This is a genomic window from Pseudogracilibacillus amylolyticus (SeqCode) (genome assembly GCF_051918545.1).
GTDB lineage: Bacteria > Bacillota > Bacilli > Bacillales > Amphibacillaceae > Pseudogracilibacillus.
Genome location: NZ_JBPPZG010000264.1, coordinates 1 through 4,723 on the forward strand (window position 1 = coordinate 1; position 4,723 = coordinate 4,723).

General features: G+C 36.1%; 4 protein-coding genes. All 4 read left to right on the forward strand.

Annotated elements, in window-relative coordinates:
* Nucleotides 1-499 (forward strand): FtsW/RodA/SpoVE family cell cycle protein (locus ACPYKA_RS19000; protein ID WP_479543770.1); only part of this gene is annotated, 499 nt, incomplete at its 5' end.
* A gap of 103 nt (nt 500-602) precedes the next feature.
* Complete coding sequence (locus ACPYKA_RS19005; protein WP_479543771.1) at nt 603-1,346, forward strand: cell division protein FtsQ/DivIB; 744 nt, start codon at nt 603-605, stop codon at nt 1,344-1,346.
* 31 nt (nt 1,347-1,377) lie between these two features.
* Nucleotides 1,378-2,646 carry a cell division protein FtsA gene (ftsA, locus tag ACPYKA_RS19010; RefSeq protein ID WP_479543772.1) on the forward strand — a complete coding sequence of 423 codons (1,269 nt, stop codon included), beginning with the start codon at nt 1,378-1,380 and terminating at the stop codon, nt 2,644-2,646.
* A 69-nt stretch (nt 2,647-2,715) separates the two neighbouring features.
* Nucleotides 2,716-3,849 (forward strand): cell division protein FtsZ, encoded by a 1,134-nt coding sequence (gene ftsZ / locus ACPYKA_RS19015; RefSeq protein WP_479543773.1) that lies wholly within the window; start codon nt 2,716-2,718, stop codon nt 3,847-3,849.
* Nucleotides 3,850-4,723: the final 874 nt, after the last annotated feature.

Below are 4,723 nucleotides of genomic sequence, written 5' to 3' on the forward strand. Positions count from 1 at the left end.
ATTAATTTTGTCTGCACCTTACCGAATAAGTCGGATAACTTCTTATCTAAATCCATGGGATGATCCATTAGGTGACGGGTTTCAAATTATTCAGTCCTTGTATGCGATTGGACCAGGAAAATTAATGGGTGTGGGGTTTGGTAATAGTTTACAGAAGTTTTTTTATCTACCAGAGCCCCAAACTGATTTTATTTTTGCTATTATAGGAGAAGAGTTTGGTTTTATTGGTGCCTCTATTGTCATCATTCTTTTTCTATTATTATGTTGGCGAGGTATTCTAATTGCAGTAGAAGCACTCGATTCATTTGGACGTTATGTAGCTTTTGGAATTATTACGATGATCACCATACAAGTAATGATAAATATTAGCGTTGTGATCGGATTAATACCTGTAACTGGAATTACGTTACCATTTCTAAGCTATGGTGGCTCTTCACTAACGCTTACCTTATGTTCAATTGGCGTGTTGTTAAATATCAGTACGTATACGAAAAATTAAATTTTAATTACATTGGGCAACTCTAGTATAAGTTTACTATGAAATATGCTATAATTCATTTATTATAAGTATTTTTAGTATTTATATAAAGGAAGAAATGAAAATGGAAAAAAAGAATGTTGTTTCCATAGAAGATCGTATTCCTAAATTAAAAGAAGCAAGAAAAAAGAAGGCGAATCGAAGACTTTTATTCTATCTTTCTATTTTTTTCTTCTTAATTTCAATGATAGTATACTTTCAATCTCCTTTAAGTCATATTAAAAACATTGAAGTTATTGGAAACGAAATAATACCTGAGCAAGAGATTATTACATTAAGTGGTCTTCAATCTGGATCAAATATATGGTTGATTAATCAACAATCAGTTACGGAGTCTATTACAGATCACCCAATGATAAGTAGTATTGAGGTAGAACGAAAACTACCCCAAACAGTTAAATTAAAGGTGAAAGAACAAAATGTGATTGGTTTTATTAAATCAGATTTAGAATTTCATCCTGTACTAGAAAATGGTATGATAGTAACAACGAGTAATTTGCAGAATAAGGGTGATGGACCTTTACTAAACAACTTTAGTGATGAACAATATTTACAGCGGATGGCTACCGAGTTAAGTAAAATACCTGTTGATATTTTTAATTTAATATCAGAGATATCCTGGGAGCCAACCGAGAAAAATAAATATAAGATACTTTTGTATATGAATGATGGATTTATTGTCGATGCTACGATACGAAATTTTTCTAGTAAAATGATTAGTTATCCATCGATTGTTTCACAACTTAATCCTGATGAAAAAGGAATTGTACATATGGGTGTAGGAACTTATTTTGAAAAGATTGATTAATTGAATTGTTGGTAGTGGAGGTGCCTTATCATTGAGTAATGGTGAAATATTAGTCAGTTTAGATATTGGAACATCTGAAATAAAAGTCATTATTGGAGAAGTGCTAAAAGATTCATTAAATATTATTGGGGTAGGTACCGCTAAATCGCAAGGAATGAGAAAAGGTGCAATTGTTGATATAGATGAAACCGTTCATTCCATAAAAAACGCTATTGAACAAGCGGAACATATGGTTGATATGCGTATCGATCGAGTCGTCGTCGCGGTGAACGGTAACCATGTTGAATTGCATCCATGTCATGGTGTTGTTGCAGTCCAAAGCGAAAACCGAGAAATCGGTGACGATGATGTTACAAGAGTAATAGACGGCGCTCAAGTAATATCAATACCTCCTGAAAGAGAAATTATTGATTGTTTACCGAAACAATTTATCGTTGATGGATTGGATGAAATAACTGATCCAAGAGGTATGATTGGTGTTCGGTTAGAAATGGAAGGAACGATAATAACTTGTTCTAAAACAGTTTTACATAATATTTTAAAATGCGTCGAAAGAGCAAATTTAGATATCACAGATATTTGCCTACAGCCGATAGCAGCGGGGTCAATTGCCCTTTCAAGAGACGAGCGAAATTTGGGAGTAGCATTAATCGATGTAGGTGGAGGTTGTACGACTGTTTCTATCTTCGAAAATGATCATCTTATAGCAACTTCTGTAATTCCTCTTGGTGGAGATAATATTACAAAAGATTTATCTATCGGTTTACGTACTACAACCGAAGAAGCCGAAAATATTAAAATTAATTATGGACATGCCTATTATGATACTGCTTTGCAGGAAGAAACATTTGAAGCAACAATTATTGGAAGTAATCATAAAGAAGTATACAATCAGTTACAAATTTCTGATATGATTGAAGCAAGACTTGAAGAAATATTTGAGCTTTCTAAAAAAGAGATAAGAAGAATGGGTTTTCATGAGTTACGTGGTGGATATGTGCTAACTGGTGGAACAATGAAAATGCAAGGTGTCCTAGAATTGGCCCAGGAAGTATTTAATGCTAATGCTCGGATTGCAATTCCAGATTATATCGGGGTACGTGAACCACAATATACGGTAGGAGTAGGAACCATACAATTTGCTTATCGGAACGCAAAAATCCAAGGCAAAGACTTAACTCCATCGTTACATGTAAATCAACCCTCTAGTAATCAAAGGAAAAATACGAACGAGAAAATTAAAGATGAAGAACCTAAACAATCAAAAGTAGCAAATTTCTTTAAATCATTTTTTGAATAAATCTCGCAACTGAACGAATATAAAAACTAATCGCTTCTATAACTAGTGATTTTCATAGGAGGACAAACCATGTTAGAATTTGATACGAATACGGATCAGCTTGCAACGATAAAAGTAATCGGTGTTGGCGGTGGTGGAAATAATGCGGTAAATCGAATGATAGACCATGGAGTAGAAGGTGTAGAGTTTATTGCTGTAAATACAGACGCACAAGCATTGAATTTATCGAAAGCTGAGATAAAATTACAAATTGGTGAGAAATTAACACGAGGTCTTGGTGCAGGTGCTAACCCTGAAGTTGGGAAAAAGGCTGCCGAAGAAAGTAGAGAACAAATTGAAGAAGTGCTGCAAGGCGCGGATATGATTTTTGTGACTGCCGGAAAAGGTGGAGGAACAGGAACCGGAGCTGCACCTGTTATTGCTCAAATTGCAAAAGATCTAGGAGCATTAACGGTTGGTGTTGTTACACGTCCATTTTCTTTTGAAGGTATTCGAAGACAAAAACAAGCGAAAGCAGGCATCGATTCATTAAAAGAAGCGGTCGATACTTTAATTGTAATTCCAAATGATCGCTTACTTGAAATTGTCGATAAAAACACTCCGATGTTAGAAGCTTTTAGAGAAGCCGATAATGTATTACGTCAAGGTGTGCAAGGTATTTCAGATTTAATTGCAAAACCGGGACTTATAAACGTTGACTTTGCTGACGTTAAAACGATCATGTATGATAAAGGTTCAGCACTTATGGGAATTGGAGTTGCTACAGGAGAGAATCGTGCAGTGGAAGCCGCCAAAAAAGCAATTTCTTCTCCTTTACTTGAAACTTCTATTGATGGAGCCCAGGGAGTTTTAATGAATATTTCCGGTGGCCCGAGTCTTAGTCTATTTGAAGTTCAAGAAGCAGCCGATTTGGTAACGTCTGCTGCAGATGATGAAGTAAACGTAATATTTGGTAATGTTATTAACGAAAATCTCAAAGAGGAAGTAATTGTCACAGTTATTGCAACTGGATTTGATGAAACGAAAAAACAGCAAAGAAAACAAGCTACTCCTCGCCCATCTGCAACATATCAACAGCATGCTGCAGCAACACGAGTTCCGGAGCAACGTGAAAGAGAACCGCAACAAGAAGAGACATACCAAAATGATGAAGATACATTAGATATTCCAACATTTTTAAGAAATCGAAATAGAAAAAGATAACGACAAAGCCTAAGCAGAAAAAATCTGCTTAGGCTTTTTTTGGAAGGTAAGAAACCAGCATGGCTCGCCTTGAGCGAGCCACCATCTATCTTGAAAATAGGTTTGTTTTCATACAAAGTATAAAACTTTCTTACTTCATAAGTGCAACTTTGGCTTTCGCCATAATAGCTTGGCGATAAGCCAAGTTTTCTAATATCGTTCTAGCCCTAGTCTCCTCATCAAATAAATCAATTGTTTTAACCATATATCCAGTAACTGTTGAGTAGCTTAATTTGTTTTGTAAATATCTAAACAAAGTTGCGACGTAAAATACTGCTACGGAAATACACTCCGCTTTCCACGGGCGGCTGCCTTAGCCTTCCGACGTACAGGACGTACTAGTGTCGATGACGTCACAGGACGTGACCGCCTCTAGCCGACCAGGAGTCTCCGTGTATTTCCTTCGCTGGGTGTGCTTGGTAAACTGCTCTGCACAGTTTGATACTACTATCACAATGGTTGATAGAAGCCGTGCCCATATGCCTTCGTGATTAACTTTAATGAATAGTGATTAATCATTCCCCAACTCGATGTGCCCTCGTGATTACGGTAATGAATAGAGGCTAATCATTCCGGCCGTGCCTAAGGATGCGCGAACTGCTCGGAGTTGGAAATCAACGGTTTTCCAACTAGGTTTTTAAATTTTCACAACAGCACAGTATTTATCAACTACGAAGTTTAAGAGCAGTCAAGGCTTACGAAAGGATCCTGTTTTTTTGACAAATTTTCTTAAATCTTGGCGTAAAAAACGTTTTAACTTTTACATGAAATGACATTGTTTTTTCTACCAATCTACTATACTTATGGTACTAAAGAGAAACAGAGAAAGTCTGGA